The organism is Geodermatophilus normandii (assembly GCF_003182485.1).
Classification (GTDB): domain Bacteria; phylum Actinomycetota; class Actinomycetes; order Mycobacteriales; family Geodermatophilaceae; genus Geodermatophilus; species Geodermatophilus normandii.
On record NZ_QGTX01000001.1, the window covers coordinates 3,007,516 to 3,024,856 of the forward strand.

Annotated in this window: 23 protein-coding genes; 11 read left to right on the forward strand and 12 right to left on the reverse strand. The window is 75.9% G+C overall.

Annotated elements, in window-relative coordinates:
* Nucleotides 1-21: 21 nt before the first annotated feature.
* The gene (locus tag JD79_RS14635) at nucleotides 22-993 is read right to left on the reverse strand and encodes a quinone oxidoreductase family protein (protein ID WP_110006110.1); all 972 of its coding nucleotides are present in this window, start codon (nucleotides 991-993) and stop codon (nucleotides 22-24) included.
* A 197-nt stretch (nucleotides 994-1,190) separates the two neighbouring features.
* Between JD79_RS14635 and JD79_RS14640 the strand changes: the two genes are divergently transcribed.
* Nucleotides 1,191-1,721 carry a hypothetical protein gene (locus JD79_RS14640; RefSeq protein ID WP_110006111.1) on the forward strand — a complete coding sequence of 177 codons (531 nt, stop codon included), beginning with the start codon at nucleotides 1,191-1,193 and terminating at the stop codon, nucleotides 1,719-1,721.
* 317 nt (nucleotides 1,722-2,038) lie between these two features.
* Here JD79_RS14640 and JD79_RS14645 read toward each other — a convergent pair whose 3' ends face one another.
* The gene (locus JD79_RS14645; RefSeq protein ID WP_110006112.1) at nucleotides 2,039-2,194 is read right to left on the reverse strand and encodes a Zn-dependent oxidoreductase; all 156 of its coding nucleotides are present in this window, start codon (nucleotides 2,192-2,194) and stop codon (nucleotides 2,039-2,041) included.
* A 113-nt stretch (nucleotides 2,195-2,307) separates the two neighbouring features.
* On the opposite strand from JD79_RS14645, the gene JD79_RS14650 reads away from it, so the two are divergent.
* Both JD79_RS14650 and JD79_RS14655 read left to right on the forward strand, forming a co-directional pair.
* A complete protein-coding gene (locus JD79_RS14650) occupies nucleotides 2,308-2,826 on the forward strand; it encodes a hemerythrin domain-containing protein (protein WP_170149213.1) in 519 nt (172 codons plus the stop codon).
* Nucleotides 2,827-3,014: 188 nt separating this feature from the next.
* On the forward strand, nucleotides 3,015-4,199 hold the full coding sequence (locus tag JD79_RS14655; RefSeq protein WP_170149214.1) for a polysaccharide deacetylase family protein: 1,185 nt from the start codon (nucleotides 3,015-3,017) through the stop codon (nucleotides 4,197-4,199).
* On the opposite strand, the gene JD79_RS22705 is transcribed toward JD79_RS14655, so the two are convergent.
* Nucleotides 4,180-4,389 carry a hypothetical protein gene (locus JD79_RS22705; RefSeq protein WP_110006115.1) on the reverse strand — a complete coding sequence of 70 codons (210 nt, stop codon included), beginning with the start codon at nucleotides 4,387-4,389 and terminating at the stop codon, nucleotides 4,180-4,182. The genes JD79_RS14655 and JD79_RS22705 overlap by 20 nt on opposite strands.
* Between JD79_RS22705 and JD79_RS14665 the strand changes: the two genes are divergently transcribed.
* From JD79_RS14665 to JD79_RS14680, 3 genes are all read left to right on the forward strand, one after another.
* A complete protein-coding gene (locus JD79_RS14665; RefSeq protein WP_110006116.1) occupies nucleotides 4,388-4,897 on the forward strand; it encodes a GNAT family N-acetyltransferase in 510 nt (169 codons plus the stop codon). The genes JD79_RS22705 and JD79_RS14665 overlap by 2 nt on opposite strands.
* Nucleotides 4,898-5,163: 266 nt before the next feature.
* Entirely contained in the window at nucleotides 5,164-6,066 is a 903-nt protein-coding gene (locus JD79_RS14670) for a glycerophosphodiester phosphodiesterase (RefSeq protein WP_211307987.1), read from the forward strand.
* Between the two features lie 405 nt (nucleotides 6,067-6,471).
* Nucleotides 6,472-7,635, forward strand: coding sequence for an MFS transporter (locus tag JD79_RS14680; protein WP_110006118.1), 1,164 nt, complete (start codon nucleotides 6,472-6,474; stop codon nucleotides 7,633-7,635).
* A 24-nt stretch (nucleotides 7,636-7,659) separates the two neighbouring features.
* On the opposite strand, the gene zwf is transcribed toward JD79_RS14680, so the two are convergent.
* Nucleotides 7,660-9,150: a glucose-6-phosphate dehydrogenase gene (zwf, locus tag JD79_RS14685; RefSeq protein WP_245900108.1), complete on the reverse strand. Its 1,491-nt coding sequence runs from the start codon at nucleotides 9,148-9,150 to the stop codon at nucleotides 7,660-7,662.
* Nucleotides 9,151-9,209: 59 nt separating this feature from the next.
* Entirely contained in the window at nucleotides 9,210-9,485 is a 276-nt protein-coding gene (locus JD79_RS14690; RefSeq protein WP_211307988.1) for a hypothetical protein, read from the reverse strand.
* A 28-nt stretch (nucleotides 9,486-9,513) separates the two neighbouring features.
* On the opposite strand from JD79_RS14690, the gene JD79_RS23095 reads away from it, so the two are divergent.
* Nucleotides 9,514-9,840 carry a hypothetical protein gene (locus tag JD79_RS23095; protein WP_146220456.1) on the forward strand — a complete coding sequence of 109 codons (327 nt, stop codon included), beginning with the start codon at nucleotides 9,514-9,516 and terminating at the stop codon, nucleotides 9,838-9,840.
* Nucleotides 9,841-9,851: 11 nt separating this feature from the next.
* On the opposite strand, the gene JD79_RS14700 is transcribed toward JD79_RS23095, so the two are convergent.
* The 5 genes from JD79_RS14700 to JD79_RS14720 all read right to left on the reverse strand — a co-directional run bounded on the left by JD79_RS14700 (nucleotide 9,852) and on the right by JD79_RS14720 (nucleotide 13,308).
* A complete protein-coding gene (locus JD79_RS14700; RefSeq protein WP_110006121.1) occupies nucleotides 9,852-10,226 on the reverse strand; it encodes a hypothetical protein in 375 nt (124 codons plus the stop codon).
* Nucleotides 10,223-10,768: a nucleotide excision repair endonuclease gene (locus tag JD79_RS14705; RefSeq protein WP_110006122.1), complete on the reverse strand. Its 546-nt coding sequence runs from the start codon at nucleotides 10,766-10,768 to the stop codon at nucleotides 10,223-10,225. The genes JD79_RS14700 and JD79_RS14705 overlap by 4 nt, the downstream gene beginning before the upstream one ends.
* Nucleotides 10,769-10,856: 88 nt before the next feature.
* Entirely contained in the window at nucleotides 10,857-11,927 is a 1,071-nt protein-coding gene (locus tag JD79_RS14710) for a DUF2332 domain-containing protein (protein ID WP_245900109.1), read from the reverse strand.
* A gap of 73 nt (nucleotides 11,928-12,000) precedes the next feature.
* Nucleotides 12,001-12,630 carry a CHAP domain-containing protein gene (locus JD79_RS14715; RefSeq protein ID WP_110006124.1) on the reverse strand — a complete coding sequence of 210 codons (630 nt, stop codon included), beginning with the start codon at nucleotides 12,628-12,630 and terminating at the stop codon, nucleotides 12,001-12,003.
* Between the two features lie 276 nt (nucleotides 12,631-12,906).
* Complete coding sequence (locus tag JD79_RS14720) at nucleotides 12,907-13,308, reverse strand: DUF4326 domain-containing protein (protein ID WP_110006125.1); 402 nt, start codon at nucleotides 13,306-13,308, stop codon at nucleotides 12,907-12,909.
* Between the two features lie 167 nt (nucleotides 13,309-13,475).
* On the opposite strand from JD79_RS14720, the gene JD79_RS14725 reads away from it, so the two are divergent.
* Nucleotides 13,476-14,621 (forward strand): 3-deoxy-7-phosphoheptulonate synthase, encoded by a 1,146-nt coding sequence (locus JD79_RS14725; protein ID WP_245900110.1) that lies wholly within the window; start codon nucleotides 13,476-13,478, stop codon nucleotides 14,619-14,621.
* A 39-nt stretch (nucleotides 14,622-14,660) separates the two neighbouring features.
* On the opposite strand, the gene JD79_RS14730 is transcribed toward JD79_RS14725, so the two are convergent.
* Nucleotides 14,661-14,891, reverse strand: a complete 231-nt coding sequence (locus JD79_RS14730; RefSeq protein ID WP_110006127.1) for a hypothetical protein — start codon at nucleotides 14,889-14,891, stop codon at nucleotides 14,661-14,663.
* Between the two features lie 200 nt (nucleotides 14,892-15,091).
* Between JD79_RS14730 and JD79_RS14735 the strand changes: the two genes are divergently transcribed.
* Genes JD79_RS14735 through JD79_RS14745 form a run of 3 tightly spaced genes read left to right on the forward strand, consistent with a single transcriptional unit; the run spans nucleotide 15,092 to nucleotide 17,090 of the window.
* Nucleotides 15,092-15,589: a hypothetical protein gene (locus JD79_RS14735; RefSeq protein WP_110006128.1), complete on the forward strand. Its 498-nt coding sequence runs from the start codon at nucleotides 15,092-15,094 to the stop codon at nucleotides 15,587-15,589.
* Nucleotides 15,586-15,795 carry a ferredoxin gene (locus JD79_RS14740; protein WP_110006129.1) on the forward strand — a complete coding sequence of 70 codons (210 nt, stop codon included), beginning with the start codon at nucleotides 15,586-15,588 and terminating at the stop codon, nucleotides 15,793-15,795. Before JD79_RS14735 ends, JD79_RS14740 begins: the two co-directional genes overlap by 4 nt.
* Nucleotides 15,792-17,090 carry a cytochrome P450 gene (locus JD79_RS14745; protein WP_110006130.1) on the forward strand — a complete coding sequence of 433 codons (1,299 nt, stop codon included), beginning with the start codon at nucleotides 15,792-15,794 and terminating at the stop codon, nucleotides 17,088-17,090. The genes JD79_RS14740 and JD79_RS14745 overlap by 4 nt, the downstream gene beginning before the upstream one ends.
* A 3-nt stretch (nucleotides 17,091-17,093) precedes the next feature.
* On the opposite strand, the gene JD79_RS14750 is transcribed toward JD79_RS14745, so the two are convergent.
* Complete coding sequence (locus tag JD79_RS14750) at nucleotides 17,094-17,297, reverse strand: zinc-ribbon domain-containing protein (protein WP_110006131.1); 204 nt, start codon at nucleotides 17,295-17,297, stop codon at nucleotides 17,094-17,096.
* Between the last annotated feature and the right edge of the window lie 44 nt (nucleotides 17,298-17,341).

A 17,341-nucleotide genomic window follows, 5' to 3' on the forward strand; every position in this document is an offset into this window, starting at 1 on the left:
ACGTGCCCCCGGCCCGGCCGGTCACCGCGTGGGGTCGAGGACGAGCTTGCCGGTGGTGCGGCGGGACAGGATGTCCTGGTGCGCCTCGCGGACGGCGCTCAGCGGGTAGCGGCCGCCGCCGACCGGCTTCAGCGCGCCGTCGGCGACGAGCGGGAGCAGCTCGGTCAGGGCGTCGTCCATCATCGCGGGGCGGCTCATGCAGTGCGCCAGCCAGAAGCCGATCACCGCTCGGCTGGTGCCCATGAGCGCCGGGGCCTGCACCGGCTTCGGCGGGCGGCGGCCGGCCATGCCGTAGAAGGCGACCCGGCCGAAGGGTGCCAGCGCGGAGAACGCGCCGTCGAAGACGTTGCCGCCGGTCATCTCCAGGACGACGTCGACCCGCTTGCCGCCGTTGGCCTCGCGCAGCGCGGCGGCGAACGTCTTCGGGTCGTCGTCGGCGAGGGCGGGGTCGACGCTGGCGTCGGCGCCGAGCTCCTCGGCCAGCGCTCGCTTCTCCGGGCTGGAGGCGGTGGCGATGACCCGCCCGGCGCCCCACCGCTTGGCCAGCTGGACGGCGAGCGAGCCGACCCCGCCGGCGCCGGCGATGACGACGACCGACTCGCCCGCGGCCAGGTGCGCGCTGGTGCGCAGCAGGTGCCAGGCGGTGGCGCCCTGCAGGACGACGGCGAGGGCCTGCTCGTCGGTGACGCCGTCGGGCACCGGCCAGGTCAGCCGCGGGTTCGCGGCCACCTTCTCGGCGTAGCCCCCGCCCTCGACCAGGCCGACGACGCGCTCACCGCCGCCGGCGGGGCGGCCGACGAACTCCGCGCCCGGGATCAGCGGCAGCTGCTGCGGCGCCAGGTAGCTGTCCTCGGTCTGGTGGGTGTCGGCGTAGTTCACGCCGGCGGCACTCACCTCGTAGAGCTGCTGGCCGTCGCCGGGGACGGGGTCGGGGAGGTCGACGACGTCGAGGACCTCGGGGCCGCCGAAGCGGGTGATCTGCACGGCACGCATGAGCTGAGGCTAAGTCCTCCCCTTGTGGCGCCAGGTCGAGCTCCGCAGAGTCGACGGAAGCCGGCGTCGCCGGAAGCTGTCAGGGACGGTCCGCACCGGTCCGGTCCTTGGCCCGCACTGCCCCCTGGTCCCGGAGGCGAAGTGCTAGCGAGAAGGTTTCGACTGGAACCCCGGCGTCTCTGGCCGAATGCCCTGTCATGGACCTTGCTTCGCTGCTGTCCGGCATCGGCAGCCTCGGAATCGGCACCCTCCTCGGGCACTGGCTGTCGGGACGGCGCAGTCGCCAGGACGCGCGCGTCAACGTGATCTCGGCGGTGGCAGACGTCGAGAGGGCTCGCTGGTACTCCACCTCGGTGGACACCATCGATCCCGTCCGCGCGGCCGTCTCGGAGTTGGAGGCGGCCGCCCTCCGGGGGAACATCCCGCGGAAGCCGGTGATGTTGTACGGCGCTCTTGCCATCGCGTCCTGGAGGATCAGCGAAAAGGACTCGAATCACCAACTCTGGGACGAATGGGCGGATGTCGTCACGGACGCCCGTGACCTCGTCAAGACCTTGGTCTGGCAGGACGGGCCGCGGACGAATGACGGTCAGCGAGAGTCGGACGTCCTGTACGACCGCGCACGAGCGGTCACGCGCCGTTCCGTCACCTCCGTCTGGAGCGACAGCTCCGACCTGCGGGCGTTCGAGCAGACGTACAGGGCCGGGAAGGCGACCTCGGTCTCCTGACGTCGCAGAGTCGCGGTCCCGAGCCGGCCACCCCGCACCGACGGTCGTCCCCTCGAGACACCCCCTAGTGTCCGAGGTCTGAAGATCGTTGACCGCGTGGAGGACGATGGGTGGCCTTGACCTCTACGCCGAGGTTTTCCCCGAGCCACAGGACGGGACTGCCCCTACGTGAGTCGACTGGATTCGGTAGGGGCAATCAGTCTGCGTGAGCCGGTCCGAGGCAGACCCCTGCCGGTCACCCCGCCTCGGCCGGCGATCACGCCAACTAAGACCTCCAGGACGCGGGTAGCGGACTCGGCGTCTCCTGCGGCTTGAGGTCAGTTGCAGGACAGCCGGTGGTGGGTATCGGCACGATTGACGCCGGCGGCACTCACCTCGTGGAGCTGCTGGCCGTCGCCGGGGACGGGGTCGGGGAGGTCGACGACGTCGAGGACCTCCGGGCCGCCGGAGCGGGCGATCTGCACGGCACGCACGAGCTGAGGCTGTGGCGTGGGGCCGGCCGACCGTGGACGGCGGCGCCCAGCCCGGGGAGCGCCCCGGCCTGCTCCGCCGGCCTACCTCCCCGCGGTACGGGTAGGTGTCCGACGTGTCCGACTTCGAGATTACCGCCCTCGTCCTGGCCGAGCACGAGGTCTTCCGGCGGGAGTTCTCGGCGCTCGAGGACCTGCCCGGCCCGGAGCTCGCCGCCGCATGGGAGGCGTTGCACGCCAAGCTCGAGGTACACGCCGTCGCCGAGGAGCAGCTGTTCTACCCGCTGCTCGCCCAGGAGGCGGACGGCGAGCAGGAGACGGCGGAGGGTGTGCACGACCACAACGAGATCCGGCACGCCGCGGCCGCCGTCGCAGAGCACGAGGTCGGCAGCGAGGCGTGGTGGGAGGCGGTGCGCCACGCCCGGCAGGTCAACGCCGACCACATGGCCGAGGAGGAGACGGACTTCTTCCCTCCGTTCAAGGATGCCGTCGACGACGAGCAGCGGGAGGCCCTCGGGATGCGCTGGCTGGCGTTCCACGACGAGCACGAGCAGGCCGAGGGGCTGTCCGGCGAGGACGCGGAGGTGGCCGAGGTGGTCGCGACCGAGGTGCCGGAGGGCGACCCGTCCCTCTGAGCACGCCGGCCGTACCCACCTCGACCAGCCGCTGGCCGTCGCCCGTGGCAGGTCCCGAACCGCCGTCGTCTGCTCCGGGGCACCGGGCGACGACGCTGAGGTCCGAACTCGCGCCCCGACGGGATGCGCTCGATCCGTCGTGCTGTCACGCTTCCGCACCACAGCCACGGGGGAACGGAGGAGTGGCCGTGAGTGACTCGTGGGTCCAGCCGACCGGTGCGCGACGACGACGCCCGTGGGGAGTGCTGGCCGCCGCGGTGGCGGCCCTCTGCGCCGGGCAGCTCCTCCTCGGTCCGGTGGCGCGGGCCGCCGCGTGTCCCGAGCCGATCACCACGGTGCTGGACGCCACGCCCGCCACGGCCGACCGCACGGTCGCGCTGACCTTCGACGACGGGCCGCGGCCGGACAGCACGCCCGCCGTCCTGGACGTGCTGCGGGCCAGGGGTGTCACGGCCACGTTCTTCGTGACCGGCAGCAACGCCGCCCGCTACCCGGACCTCGTGCGGCGGATCGTCGCGGAGGGGCACACCATCGGCAACCACACGTGGTCGCACCCGGACCTCAGCGGGTTGTCCCCGGCCGGCCGGGTGGCGGAGATCGAGCGGACGACGCAGGCGATCGTCGACGCGACGGGTACGGCTCCCTGCTTCTTCCGCGGGCCGTACGGCATCCACCGCAGCGCCTCGATCGCCGGCCCGGCCTGGGAGAGGGGCATGTCGGTGGTCGGCTGGACGCTGGACACCCGGGACTGGACCACGCCGGCGGGATGGAGCCCGGCGTTCCAGCAGCAGATCGTCGACGCCGCGACCGCACCGGCCGGCGCCCACCCGATCGTGCTCCTGCACGACGGCGGCGGTGACCGGCAGAACACGGTGGCCGCGCTGGACCCGATCATCTCCGACTACGTCGCTCGCGGACACGTCTTCACCGACCCAGCGGGACGGGGGCCGCGGCAGGGGACGGACGCCGAGGGGAGCGCGGGTGCACCGGTCGGCGACGGCGGAGGCGCCGGCGGGACCCACGTCGTGCAGCCGGGTGACACGCTCAGCTCGATCGCCGCCCGGTACGGCGTGCGCTGGCAGGACCTGCACGCCGCCAACCTGGCCGTCATCGGGCCGGACCCGGGACTCGTGCGGGCGGGGCAGCGGCTCACCGTGCCCGGCGCGGGCGGCTCCGGCGAGGAGAGCACGAACGCGTCGTCGTCGGAGGCTGGGGGGACCAGCTACGTGGTGCGCCCCGGCGACAGCCTCAGCTCGATCGCCGCCCGGTACGGCGTGCGCTGGCAGGACCTGCACGCCGCCAACCTGGCCGTCATCGGACCGGACCCGGGGCTCCTCCGGGCCGGCCAGGAGCTCACCATCCCCGGAGGCTGACCGCACGGGCGGTGGTCGGCCACGGGACGTGGTCCACGCCGTCGAGGGAGGCGGGCAGCTCGTCCTCTCGGCCGGCTCGAGCACCCCGCACCAGGCCGTCGTGCTCGACGGCGGCGTCCTCACCCGTCACCGCCAGTGTCTCCACCCCCGGCTCAGGGCAGTCGCTCGTCTCGGCGGAGGACAGGACCATGGGAACGCCGCACACGGTCGTCGAACCCCTGACGCTCGACCGCGCGGAGGCGCTGGCCGAGGGGGGTGACGCCTTCTCGCGCGTGTCCGGCTACTCGGTGGCCGAGGGCTTCCTCCAGTTCCCCGAGGCCCTCCCCGCGACCGTCCGGGCGCTCCGGGAGGGGATGGACCCCGAGTGGTTCAGTCACCTGGTCATCGACCCCTCGACGGCCACGGTCGTCGGCATGGGCGGCTTCGCCGGTCCACCCACCGACGGAGCGGTCGAGATCGGCTACAGCATCGCTCCGGCCCACCGCGGGCGGGGCCACGCCACCGAGGCCGCCCGCCGGTGGATCGACATCGCCACCGCCCGCGGAGTGACCCTGGTGGTCGCTCACACCCTCGCCGAGGAGAACCCCTCGACGGCGGTCCTCCGGCGTCTGGGGTTCCACCGCACCGCCGAGGTCACGGACCCCGACGCCGGCGCCGTCTGGCGCTGGGAGCTGCCGACCGGCGGGGAGCGCCGGTAGCCCGGAGGACGTGGCCGTGCCGCCGCCCACCACCTCGCGGGGCGGCGTGGGAGCCGTCAGCCCGTCGCGCGCCTGCTCCCGGGCGCGCAGCCGGGCGACCGGTGCAGGTGTCGCGTGGCGGGCGCCGGGTAGTAGGCGCGGTCAGCGGTGGCGGGACGTGTCCTGCCGCCGGACGACGGCGACCCGGTGCTCGCGCCCGGTGCCCGGACCGTTCGAGGAGATCGCGTGTCCCGTACCGGGACCGGTACGGCCGCGGCGAGGGCGTCGTGAGCCTGCCGCCGCGCGCGCCGTCCGAGATCGAGGTCGTGGCGCACCGCGGCGTCTCGGCGGAGGCCCCCGAGCACACCCTCGCCGCCTACCAGCAGGCGCTGGCCCTCGGGGCGGACGCCGTGGAGTGCGACGTCCGGATGACCCGCGACGGCGTGCTGGTGTGCGTGCACGACCGCCGCATCAACCGGACGTCCACGGGCCGCGGTGTGGTGTCGGCGCTGGACCTCGCCGAGCTGGAGCGGCACCGCGTCGTCCACCGGCGCCCCCGGCGTGCCGGGATCCGGGGCCGCCCGTCGCGTCCCGCGGTCACGGACGACGACGTGGAGGCCGACGAGGACGCCGGACGGGTGCTCACCCTGGACCGGCTGCTGGACTACGTGACGGCCTCGCCGGGGCGGGTGCGCCTGGCGATCGAGACCAAGCACCCGACCCGCCACGCCGGGCAGGTCGAGGTGGCCCTGCTGACGAGTCTCCGGAGGTTCGGGCTGCTCTCCGGCGGGCGTCCGCTCGAGTGGTCGGGACGTCCGGCGGTCCGGGTCATGAGCTTCTCGCCGACGGCGCTGCGGCGGGTCCGTGTCCTGGCGCCGGACCTCCCCACCGTGCACCTGGTCCGCCAGGTGCTCCCGCGGTCGCGGTCGCGGTCGCGGTCGCGGCCGCGGCCGGCCCTCCCCGCGGGTACCGCCATCGGCCCGTCCCTCGCGCTGCTGCGCCACGACCCGGGCCTGGTCGCACGACTGCACCGGGCCGGTCTGCAGGTCCACGTGTGGGTCGTCAACCGCCCCCGCGACATGCACTTCGCGTCGTCCCTCGGGGTCGACGCGATCATCACGGACGAGGCCGCGACGCTGCTGCACCACCTGGGACGGGGTGGACCGCGGTCCCTGACGGACACGGGCTGACCGCTCCCGTCCCGGGGGCGGACTCCAGCGCCTCTCGGCGGACTCCGCGGGCGAAGCGCCCCGCGGACAGCCCGTTCTCGATCTGCTCGAGGCTGCGGCCGGTGCCGAACCCGCCGCTGACCTGCAGCGCCCCGGAGACGATCCCCGTGTCGTGGCCGTGGAGCGGTCCCGAGATGGCCGACACCAGGGCCACGACCACGACGGCGCCGGTCAGCCCACCGCCGCCGTCGTGCCCCGCGTCGGTTCCGGTGGGGAGGGACGGAGTGCGGGCCTCGCCCTCGGGCGCGGTGATCGGATCCCCGAGCGGCGTGCGGGGGCGGCGCTCGCCACGTACGGCCGCCGGCGGGGGGCCGCCTGCCGTGGCCGGAGGCCGGTCGTGCAGGCGGCCTCGTATCGTCCTCCGGCATGCGGCCCGCGGCGTCGGTCGACTCGGCCCGGAGCTGGGTCATGGTGGCCGCGGCGTTCGCGGCGGTGTTCGCCTCGTTCGGGATCGCCTACTCCTTCGGCGCCTTCCTGGAGCCGATGGCCGAGGAGTTCGGCGCCGGCCGCGGCGCCACGTCGACGTTCTTCGCCCTGACGTCGCTCACGTACTTCGGCCTCGGCGCCCTCAGCGGCGTCGCGGTGGACCGCTACGGCCCCCGGCGGGTGCTGCTGGTGGGTGCGGTCGCGCTCGGCGCGGGGCTGGCGGCGACCTCGCAGGCGGGCGAGCTGTGGATCGGGCTGGTCACCTACGGCCTGGGCGTCGGCATCGGTGTGGCCTGCGCCTACGTCCCGATGGTGGCCGTCGTCAGCGGCTGGTTCGAGCGGCGGCGCACGCTCGCGATCGGGGTGGCGGTGACCGGGATCGGCCTGGGCACCCTCACCGTCGCGCCGCTGGCCGCCGCGCTGATCGACGCCCTGGGGTGGCGGGACACCCACCTCGTGCTCGGGGCGGCCGGCGCGGCCGTGCTCGTGGTCTGCGCCCTGGTGGTGGCCCCACCGCCGGTGACCCCCGGGCCCGCGGCGCTGACGCTCGGGGAGGCGGTGCGCAACCGGGACTACCGGCGGATCTACCTGGCGTCGGGCCTGCTGTCCGTCGCGCTGTTCGTGCCGTTCGTGCACCTGCCCGGGTACGCGGAGGAGGCCGGCGCCGAGCGGGTCGCGGCGGCGGCGCTGGTGGGGGTGATCGGCGCGGCGAGCACCGCCGGCCGCCTGGTGCTCGGGGTGGTCGCGGCGAGGACGGGGGCGCTGCGCGCCTTCCAGTGGTGCTTCCTGACCATGGGCGCGAGCTTCGCGCTGTGGGCCCTCGACGGCGGGTACGGCGTGCTCGTCACGTTCGCCGTCGTGCTGGGCGTCGGCTACGGGGGCTTCGTCGCCCTCGGCCCGGCCGTCGTCGCCGAGCGCTTCGGCACCACGCGGCTCGGCGGGCTGCTGGGCGTGCTCTACACGAGCGCGGGGATCGGATCGGCGGTGGGCGCTCCGCTCGCCGGCGCGGCGGTCGACGCCACCGGCTCCTACGCCTGGGCCATCGCCGGGTGCCTCGTCCTCGGGTTGGCCGGCTACCTGACCGTGCTCACCGTCGGTCGCTGAGGAGGGGCGCCCCGTCCGGGACGGTCAGGAGGAGTGGCGCCAGCTCCGGCCGTCGCGGGCGATCAGCGAGTCGGCCTCCGGCGGGCCCCACGTGGCCGCCTGGTAGAGCGGGATGGGTCGCTCGTCGGCGGCCCAGTAGCGCATGACCGGGTCGACGATGCGCCAGGACCGCCCGACCTCGTCGGCGCGGATGAACAGGGTGGGATCGCCGATCAGGGCGTCGAGGATGACCCGCTCGTAGGCGTCGGGGGACTGCTCGTCGAAGCTCTCGTAGGAGAAGTCCATGGACGCCTTCTGCACGCGGAAGGCGTGTCCGGGCACCTTGGCGCCGAAGCGAAGGCTCAGCCCCTCGTCGGGCTGCACGCGCACGACCAGGGCGTCGGGCTCCAGCCCCTGCCCCCGTCCGGGGAACAGCGGGAGCTGCGGCGGGCGGCGGAACTCCATGGCCACCTCGGTGAGCCGTGCCGGCAGCCGTTTGCCCGTGCGCACGTAGACCGGCACGCCGGTCCACCGCCAGTTCTGCACCTCCAGCCGCATCGCCACGAAGGTCTCGGTCGCGCTCAGCGGGTCGACGCCGGGCTCGTCGCGGTAGCCGGGCATCAGGTCCTCGCGCGTGCCGCCGCGGGTGTACTGCCCGCGCACCGCGTTCGCCGCGATCTCCGCCTCCTCGTCCAGCGGCTGGATGGCGCGCAGCAGCTTCACCTTCTCGTCGCGGATCGCCTCCGGGTGGAACGAGGTCGGTGGCTCCATGAGGAAGAGCGACAGGACCTGCAGGACGTGGTTCTGGACGATGTCGCGCATGGCGCCGGTGGTCTCGTAGAAGCCGCCGCGCTCGCCGACGCCCAGGGTCTCGGCCACGGTGATCTGCACGTTGTCCACCCACGTGCGGTTCCAGATGGGCTCGAAGATCGAGTTGGCGAACCGCAGCGCGAGCAGGTTCTGCACGGTCTCCTTGGCCAGGTAGTGGTCGATCCGGAAGATCTGCTCCTCCGTGAACGCCGACGACAGCTCCGCGTAGAGCTCCCGGGCGCTGGCCTCGTCCCAGCCGAACGGCTTCTCGACGACCGCGCGGACGAAGCCGTCGCCGGCGGGCACCGACAGCCCGGCCTTGCCCAGGCTCGTCGCGATGGGCCCGAACAGGCGGGGCGGCGTGGCGAGGTAGTACACCCGGTTCCCGGCCGTCCCGTGCCGGTGGTCGCACTCGGCCAGCACCTCGGCCAGGCGCTGGTGGGTGGCCGGGTCGTCGTAGTCGCCGTGGACGTAGCGGGCCGCCGACGTGAGGTCCCGCCAGCGCGGGTGGTCCTCCCCGGACACGCTGCGCCGGCACAGGTCCCCGAACTCGGCGTCGCTCATGGGGGTGCGGGCGACGCCGACCAGCGCGACCTCGGCAGGCAGGGCCCCGTAGCCGGCCAGCCGCTCGAGTGCGGGCAGCAGTTTGCGGGCGGTGAGGTCACCGGAGGCGCCGAAGATCACCAGGACGCACGGCGGGGAGCGGCGGTCGGCATCGACGTTCATCGCTGCGAGCATGCCCCCGTCGGACCACGACCGACAGGTCCCGGGCACCGCCGGTTCCGCTACGCCGTCCGCCGTCCGCCGGCGGGCGAGGGCGACGGCGGGGACCAGGGGAGCACGGCGAGGACGGTGCCCACCGCAGCCGGGCCGGCCGCACCGAGGCCGGAGCCGAGGGTCCGCCCGGCCAGCCCGGAGCCGGCCGCGGTGCCGAGGTCGTACGCCGCGACCGACACCGCCACCCCCAGGGTGGGCGCCACGCCGGCGAACCGGACGGCCAGCGCGGACAGCACCGGGTCGGCGCTGATGCCCACGAGGCCGAGCAGCGCGACGAGCACCACCGTGGGCGCGGCCAGCGGGGACAGCAGGGTGAGGGTCAGCTCCCCAGCGACGCAGGAGCGTCTTGACCGCGCGCCGCTCGTCCATGGCGCGGTGGCTCTCGGCGGCCTGATCGAGCGGCAGCTCCAGGGCGAAGACGCGGTCCGGGTCGATGGCCCGGATGGCCTGCGTCATCGACTCCTGCGTGCCGACGGCCTCGATGACCGGGTGCGCGCCGAGGACGGCGCGGACCTGCGCCTGACCGTCTGCACCGCCGTCCCGGGGTCACCGTCGGAGGACGGCCTCACGCTGCTGGCCAGCCGGGCGGCGTCGGCGGGGGAGGAGCAGGCGGAGGACCGGACGGGCGACCGCGTCTGACCGTCCGTGGCTCAGCCGACGGGCAGCGCGGTCAGCCGTGCGGCCAGGTCGGCGTTGCGACGCAGGAACGGTCCCCACCCGGCCGGCGCACGGGTGCCGGCCGTCGCGCGGGCGCAGGCCTCCTGCTCCCAGCCCCGCACCCGGCCGCGCCGGATGCGCAGCCGCACCAGGACGTCGCCCGTCCAGCCGGTGACGTCCTCGTCGGCCTCCCCACCGGGCGCGGTGACCCGCTGCGGCGCGACCACCCACTCGAGGGCCCCGATCTCCTCCTGGATCCTGGCGGCCGCCTCGTAGGCCTGCGCCCGGGCCGCGGCGTCCCGCCGGGCGGTCAGCGCCGCCAGCGCCGCGGCCACTGCGGCGGGCTCGCGGTCGAGCACGGAGGTCACCGCCGCGGCGAGCTCCGCGACGAGGGTGTCCCGCGCGCCGCGCAGCCGCGCCAGCTCCCGCGCGCCCGCGCTGGGGGCGGGCCGGCGGAGCCGAGCGGGTACACGCGGTCCAGTCCGGAGACCGCCAGCCGCACCTTGCGGCGGCCGAGGTAGGGACCGAAGACACGGACGCCGGGCGCCGGCCGGTGCTCGGGGACGACGGCGAGGCCCGGCGCCTCCGGAGAGGGGTCCAGCCGGATGCCGACGGGGACCTCCAGGCCGCCGGCGATCCGGTTCCACGGGGGGAGCGACCGCTCGAGCAGGTTGCGCTCGGCCCACGCCGCCTCGTGGGCGGAGTCGCAGACCAGCGCCTCGATCCGGGCGACCCGCGCCACCATCTGCCGCAGGTGGCGACGGTCGCGCAGGTCGCCCCAGTAGGAGCCGACGCGGCGGCGCAGCTCCCCGGCGCGGCCGACGTAGAGCACGCGGTCGGCGTCGTCCCGGAAGCGGTACACGCCGGGAGCCGCCGGCAGCGCGGCGACGGCGTCCGGTCGGGCGGTCACGCCTCCATCGTGCGCACCCCGCCTCCACGGGGGCGGCGCCGCGCCCCACGCGCCCCGGGCGCCACACCGGCCCCGCCCCGGGAGGGCGTCAGGCGCCGGCCAGCCAGGCCAGCAGGCGGCCCCGGGACCAGCAGCGGCCGACGGCCTCGGCGTGCAGGGTCGAGTGCCCGGACACCACCACCCCGACGATGCTGTGCCCCGACGCGCGGCGGTCGCCCAGCGTCGGGACGGCCGGCGCCACGCCGACCCCCTCCGCGGACACCCACGCCACCGGCCGGCCGGTCGCCGCCTCGTCGAGGCGCTGCAGGAGGCGCAGCCGGCTCGCGGGCTCCGACCGCGATAGCGCCCACGTCGTCGTGACGACGGGCAGGGCGCCGGCGGGCACCCGGGCGAGGGCGTCGGGCAGCACCTCGACGGCGTCGCCCCGCAGCAGCAGGGGAGGGGCCGTCGCCGCCAGCGCCATCTCCGCGTCGAGCCGCGCGCGCTCCTCCGGCCGGTCCGGCGGCAGGCAGGCGCGCAGCCACCGGGCGTCGTCCGGATCGGTGACGTCCAGCGGGTCGACGTCGACCACGATCCGGGTGACCACCTCGGGCACCGCCCGCTCCGGGACGGGCCGGGCGCCCACGGTGGCGCACGAGTGCTGCACGGGGGACGACGGGTCGCCCAGCGTCGGGCCGTCGCCGTAGGTGATGCCGACGCGGTCGACGGTGAGGTCGAGACCGGCCGGACAGCCGACGGCCACCAGCCCGACCGCGTCCGCGCCGGCCCGGCGCGCCGCCTCGGCGATCGCCGGGTACAGCACGGCGCAGCGTCCGGTCTCGTCGGGACGCGGCCGCCGGGAGGCGGCGGTCGCCGCGACCGCCTCGGCCATCCGGACCAGCGTGTCGACCGCCGCGCCGGCGGCGGCGTCGCCGTCCGCCGCGGCGTAGGCCGCGGCGAGCGCCGGGGCGCGCCCGGCGAGGGCGAGGTCGTGCAGCGCGGCGAGGACCAACGCGGGCTGCCGCCGGCGCGCCGGCACCGCCGCGAGGGCGCGCAGTGCCTCGTCGGACTGCCCGAGGGCGACGGCGACGCGCCCGTGCAGCGGGGAGGTCCCGGCGGCCTCGCCCTGCCCGAACCGCCGGTACACCTCGGCGAGGGAGCGGCTCCTGCCTCCGGTCACGGCGCCTCCTGCGGTCGGTCGGGGGACCCCGACCATCCCAGGCCGCCGGGGGCCGGATCCGGACCGCTGCGCGTCAGCCTCCGGTGTCCGGGCCCGCCGCGGCGGCCGCCCCGGGCCGCCCCGCGCGCGCGGACGGTGCCGCCGCGTCCCCGGGGAGCCCGACGTAGAGGTACCGCGGCGCGCGGGTGACCCTCTCGTGGAAGGTGCCGTCCTCGCCGTCGTACTCGCTGACCAGGACCGATCCGTTCGGCAGGACGTCCTGGACCACCGCGACGTGGCCGTAGCCGCCGGCCTCCCGGGCCGCTCCCCAGGGCGCGCCCCACGGTGCCTCGGGGGAGCGCTCCCCCGGGTTCCACTGGGCGATGCTGCCGACGGCCGGCGTGGACCGGACGGGGAAGCCGGCCGCGAGCGCGGCGTCGTCCCAGCTCCCGGCGGAGGTGAACAGCCCGTTCCCCGCCGGTCCGCGGGTGAGCAGGCCGAAGGGCACCCCTCGTGCGTTGAGGTACCAGGCCGCGTACGAGGTGCACTGCCGCGCGACGAAGCCCCACGGGTCGAGCGCCAGGCCCCGGTCGGTCGCCAGCGGGTAGACGCCTCCCGGCGGGCCCGGTCGCAGGTGGTGGCCGCGGGCGTCGGCCGTGGGGAGCCCGTGGCACCAGGCGGCGGCGAGGACGAGGAGGAGGACCGCGAGCCGCGCGACGACCACGGGTCGGGTCCGCAGGCCGCCGGGACGGGGCGGCGCGGTGAGGCGCGGACGCAGCGGTGCGAGCGGGATGGGGACCTCCCGACTGTCCCGGCCGGGACCGACGGTCCCGCCCGGACCGGCGCGGCGCCGGGGAGCGGGGCCGGGGTCGGATCCGGGTCGTCAGGACGACAGGGCGCGGCGTCTCGGCCGTCCTTGGACCCCTGACCGCGCCGTGGACGGATACCCCGCGCGCGGGAGCGCACACCCGCCCGCGGGCGGGGCCGGTGGAGCGCCGTGCTACCGCAGGACGGGTGCCCGGTTCGCCATCTCGAGGAGCACGTCGGCGTGGCACGGCTCGTCGACCGGGCACCAGCACGCCAGGTCCCGGCCGGCGAGCAGCAGGCGGGCCTGCCCGGCGTGGGCGCTCCCCGCCCACCGGCGGTACCACGCGACGGCGGTGGCCCGGTCGGGACAGCGGACCACGCGGACGCCGTCGTCGTGGACACCGGGCTCGCGGGAGGTGGGCAGGGGCCAGCCGGTGCCGTCCTCGCCGTCGTCGTCACAGCCGGCCGGCCACATGTAGGTCCCGCCGACCCGGAACGGGTTGCCCCAGCGCGACGGCCGGGCGACGACGACGGTGCCGGGCGGCTTGCGCCAGCCGCGGGCCCGGGACAGCTGCACGCGCCGCGGTGTCCTCATGCGCCGATGCTGCTCCCGGGGTGTGACAGGACCGGCCCGGCGCTCCCGGCACACTGGGCGGGCCGGGCCGACGTCCGGCGCGCACCGAGGAGGCCCCCATCCCCACCGACCAGATCCTGGACGAGGCCGCGCGGGTCGCCGACCTGCTGCTCGAGGTCCAGACCCGGGTGAACGCCCAGATCGACGACACGCTCTCGGACCTGCTGCCCGGCGTCCGCCGGCAGCTCGGCCTCGCGCCGGACGGCGACGTCGACCTGTCCGGCCTGGTCAACGCCCGGATCACCGGCCTGAGCGTCGTCGTCACCCCGGCGGCGGTCGCGACCGTGGTGCCGCTGTCCGCGGCGTCGGCCGCCACGACCGGAGCCGCCCGCCGCGCCGTCACCCGGATCCTCACCGGCGACGACGACCGCCTCGTCGTGATCGCCGGCCCCTGCTCGATCCACGACCCGGCCGCGGCGCTGGAGTACGCCGCCTTCCTGGCCCGCATGCGGGAGCGGCACGGCGGTGACCTCGAGATCCTCATGCGCACCTACACCGAGAAGCCGCGCACCGAGGTCGACTGGAAGGGCTTCGCCTACGACCCGTTCCTCGACGGGTCCAGCCGGATCAGCGTCGGGCTCGTGGCCACCCGCATGCTCATGGCCCGCATCACCGACCTCGGCGTGCCGGTCGCGGCCGAGCCGCTGAACGCCCTCACGCCGCAGTACGTCAACGGCCTGGTCACCTACAACGGCGTCGGTGCCCGCAACGTCACCGACCAGACGGCGCGCGAGCGGGTGTCGGGCTTCTCGTCGGTCGTCGGCTTCAAGAACTCGCCCGAGGGCAGCATCGACGCCGCGATCTCGGCGGTGCTCACCGCGCGGGCGCCGCACGAGTTCCTCGGCGTCGACGCCCACGGCGTGTCCGCGCAGCTGTCGACCACCGGCAACGACACCGGCCACGTCATCCTCCGCGGCGCCAAGGACGGCCCCAACTACTCCGCCGCGCACGTGGCGGAGACCAGGCGGAGGCTCGCGGCGCGCGGGCTGCCCGAGGTCGTCGTCGTCGACGCCTCGCACGGCAACAGCCTCAAGGACCACCGCCGCCAGCCCGGCGTCGTGCGCGACCTGGCCGGGCAGGTCGCCGGCGGGGAGTCCGCGATCCGCGGGGTGATGATCGAGAGCCACCTCGTCGCGGGCCGGCAGGACCTCGACCAGCGGCACCCCGAGCGGCTGGAGTACGGCCTGAGCGTCACCGACTCCTGCGTCGACCCGGCCACCACCGAGGACATGCTGGCCGAGCTGGCCGGGGCGGTGCGCGCCCGCCGCGGCTGAGGCCCCGCGCCTCCGCCGGGAGCCCCGTCCCGCCAGGGGTCAGGGGCGGGGGAGCCCGACCACGACCTCGCGGTGCCGCTCCGGCGTGCCCGCCGGGCCGGGGTCAGTGCCGGGCAGGTGTCCCACCGTCCGCCACTGACCCGGTGCCCAGGCCCGCAGGAGGAGGCCGTCCTCCGACAGGGCGACGAGCGAGCCGCCCTCCGTGGTCAGGAGGTCGGCCTCGACCACCTCGTCACGGCCCTCCGGAATCCGCACCGTCCAGATCGGCATGCATGCTCCCCCAGTCGGGACGCCGCTCCCCGGCGCCCGGTCCCTGCACGCAAGCGGGGGCGCCGGGAGGCGTCAACCGCCTCCGGGCGCGTCCTCGCTCTGTGTGGACGGAACGGTTCCGAGCGGAATGGCGGTGCCGGGCCGCCCGACCGGCCCGCACCCCTTGACGAGGGGAACCGGACCGCTGTCCGATCCGTGACGTGGGTCGCACCCGGGCTTCGACCGCGGCGGACACGCGCGAGCGGCTGCCGCGGACCGCCGACGTCCTCGCCCGCCGGGGTTCCGCGGGCACCGGCGTGCCCGACCTCGTGGAGGCCGCCGGACCGGGCGACGGCGCCCTCCCCGCGCACTCCGGCTCGCGCGCGACCCTGCCCGCCGACGCCCCGTGGGTGCACCGCCGGCGGCTGGTCGCCGTCCGCCGCGACGACGACGTCGTCCCGCTGGTCCGCGCCCCCGTGCAGGAGCGCGCCGCGTGGCTCGCCGACACGGTGCGCCGCGGCCGGGCCGACGGCGGGATCGACGCCGCGCCGTCGCCGCACGCCGTCGCCCACCTGTGCCTCTTGCTCGCCGCCGGGACCGCGCTCGTCGGTCCCGACGTGGACCCGGTCGACGACGCGGAGTGGACGGCACTCGTCGCCCGCCCCGTCGCCGGCCTCGCGCCCGCCCGCACCGCCGACGCCCCGGGGAGCCGTCCATGAGGATCTCGATCGACCCGTCGCTGTGCCAGGGGCACGGCCGCTGCTACGACCTCGCGCCGGACCTCTTCGGCGCCGACGACGAGGGCTACGCGACCCTCCTCGCCCCGGGCGGGCAGGTGCCGGCCGACCTCGAGGACGACGCCCACCTCGCCGCCGACAACTGCCCCGAGTCCGCGGTGCTCGTGTTCGAGGAGGCCGCGCGGTGACCGTCGACGGCCGCTCGTTCTCCGACGCGGACACGCTGCGCTCGGACCCCGCCCTCGGCACGTTCAGCGAGGTGCGCAGCGGTCCCGTCACCGACTGGGCCACCGACTTCTCGCACACCGAGGAGGAGTGGGCGCAGGGCGCCATCGGCATCTGGGACGACCTGCGGCAGCGGTGCCCGGTCGCGCACACCGAGCGCTTCGGCGGGGCGTGGCTGCCGACCCGTTACGAGGACGTCGCCGCGGTCGCCTACGACACCGACCACTTCTCCTCGCGGGCGATCATCGCGGGCAACTTCCGGCCGCCGCGCGACCTCGCGCCCGTCGGCGGCGCCCCGCCGATCTCCTCGGACCCGCCGTTCCACCACGACGCCCGCAAGCTCCTGCTGCCGGCGTTCACCAAGAGCGCGGTGAGCCGGCAGGAGGAGGGCACCCGCGCGTTCTGCGCCTCGCTGGTCGACGGGTTCGCCGGCCGGGACGTCGTCGACGCGGCCGCCGACTACGCCCAGCACGTCCCGGTGCGGGTCATCGCCGACGTGCTCGGGTTCCCACCCGGGGACGGGCCGCAGTTCGCCCGCTTCGTCGAGAACGCGCTGGAGGGCATCGACCTGCCGCCCGAGGAGCGCCTCGCGCGCAGCAGCCACCTGTTCGAGTACCTGCTCGACCAGATCCGCGACCACCTCCAGCACCCCCGCCAGGACCTGACCAGCTACCTGCTCGAGGCCGAGCTGTACGGCCGCAAGCTCGAGCCCGCGCACGTCGCCGGCACCATGGCGCTGCTGCTCATCGCCGGGATCGACACCACCTGGAGCGCGATCGGCGCCTCGCTGTGGCACCTGGCCGGGCACCCGGAGGACCGGCGCCGGCTGGTCGCCGAGCCAGGGCTGCGACCCACCGCGGTCGAGGAGTTCCTGCGGGCCTACGCCCCGGTGACCATGGCGCGGCTGGTCACGGAGGACGTCACCTGGCGCGGCGTGCAGATGAAGGCCGAGGACTGGGTGCTGCTGAGCTTCCCGGCGGCCAACCGCGACCCCGCGCAGTTCGAGCGGGCCGACGAGGTGCTCATCGACCGCAAGGTCAACCGGCACGCCGCCTTCGGCCTGGGCATCCACCGCTGCGTCGGGTCGCACCTGGCGCGGATGGAGCTGCGGGTGGCGCTCGACGTCTGGCTGGACCGGGTGCCGGAGTTCACCCTCGCCGACCCCGCAGCGGTGCGGTGGTCGACCGGCCAGATCCGCGGCCCGCGGGCGCTGCCCCTGCGGATCGGTGCGGCGACCCTCGACGCGCTGCCGGGGTGAGCCTCAGACCTCGACGGCGGTGCCGCAGACGCCGCAGACCTCCAGCCGGTGGCGTCCCCACCGGGCGAGCGGCACGAAGAACACCGTGAACTGGCGGAACTGGCGGATCCGCGCCCACTGGGTGGTGTTGCCGCACCGCGGGCAGGTGCGGACCTCCCCGGGGCCCAGGTGCTGCTGCTTGGTGCCGAACCCGAAGAGGAGGAACATCCCGGGAGCCTAGGGGCAGGGCGGCCGGGGCGCGCCGGGCCGGA